This is a genomic window from Bacillus sp. JJ864, from assembly GCF_036963045.1.
GTDB classification, from domain to species: Bacteria; Bacillota; Bacilli; order Bacillales; family Bacillaceae_G; genus Bacillus_A; species Bacillus_A pseudomycoides_C.
Window position 1 is genome coordinate 1 of record NZ_JBALLY010000247.1, and the last position, 1,279, is coordinate 1,279.

The following is a 1,279-nucleotide window of genomic DNA, read 5'->3' on the forward strand; positions in this document are numbered from 1 at the left end:
GTTTTGAAAGTGGATTTATTCGTTATAAAGTTCCAAATTATACAACGATCACGGCCAAATATGATTACTTAGATAAAAGTAATGATTCTTTTGTTTATAATGACGCAAAAATGAGATTCCAGGCAGCCATTAAAAAATATAATGAAACCTACGCGAAACAACCTATTCAATATAAAAAGTCGGTTCGTAAAAAGATGCAAACAATCGGTTATGTTCCTACGTTGAAAGACATAAAAGGTATGCCTAAATTCCATAGTAAAAAACAGGGGAAATTAAGCTATACTACGAATCAAACCAACGGAAACATAAAAATCACACAAGAAAACGGTTCTTATTTTTTATGTATTCCAAAGTTTCAAGAAGGTATTTCTATTCATCTACATCAAGAATTACCGTTTGATGGAATCATTAAAAAAGCAACAATTAAGCGAGAAGGAACAAAATATGTTGTTTCTCTTTCTGTTGATTATTTTTGTCCAAATGAAAAACAAGTAGAATTAGTGACTGCTGACGAAGTAATTGGACTAGATTACAGTCAAAGCGAATTGTATGTAGACAGCGAAGGACGAACAGCTCAGTACAGTCGGTATAACAAAATCATAGAAAAAAGGCAACGAAGAATAAATAAATCCTTAGCTCGTAAAAAGAACCATGCAAAAACAGATGAAACAGGAAATATTGTATATAGTAAAAATTATGAAAAGCAAGTGAAAGAATATCAAAAAGTAACAACAAAAGAAAAAAACAAAAGAAAAGATTTTCTACACAAGAAAAGTAATCAGATAACCAATGATTATCATGCCATTGTGGTAGAAGATTTGAACTTAAGTAACCTTGCGCAATGTTTGAGTTTAGGAAAAAAGCTGCATGATAATGGATTTGGAATGTTTCGAACGATGTTACAGTACAAATCAAAGAAAAAAGGCAAATATTACATCGTTGCGGATAAGTATTTTGCATCTAGTAAATTATGCAGTGAGTGTAATCACAAAAAAGATAAGTTGAAGTTATCTGAAAGAATCTATACGTGCGATAATTGTGGCACGAAAATCGATAGAGATTACAATGCGGGTCGTAATCTAAAATATTATGGCATTCGTATTCTGCACGAACAAAGTATAATCGCGTAGTTTGTATCGATTTTATTAGCGGTAGGGACGCCGCGAATTCAAGGCTTTGGACATGAGTCGCTAGGCTTGTGGATGAATTAGCAATAAAAGAGAAAGTCTTTTGACTTTTGAAGCCCCCACTTCAAACAGACAGTAAGGTCGTTAAGTGG

The 1,279-nt window shown here is 32.9% G+C and carries 1 protein-coding gene; it reads left to right on the plus strand.

The window, feature by feature from the left end:
- On the plus strand, positions 1 to 1,130 hold a 1,130-nt coding region (locus tag V7024_RS24010), incomplete at its 5' end, for an RNA-guided endonuclease InsQ/TnpB family protein (RefSeq protein ID WP_335524580.1).
- Between the last annotated feature and the right edge of the window lie 149 nt (positions 1,131 to 1,279).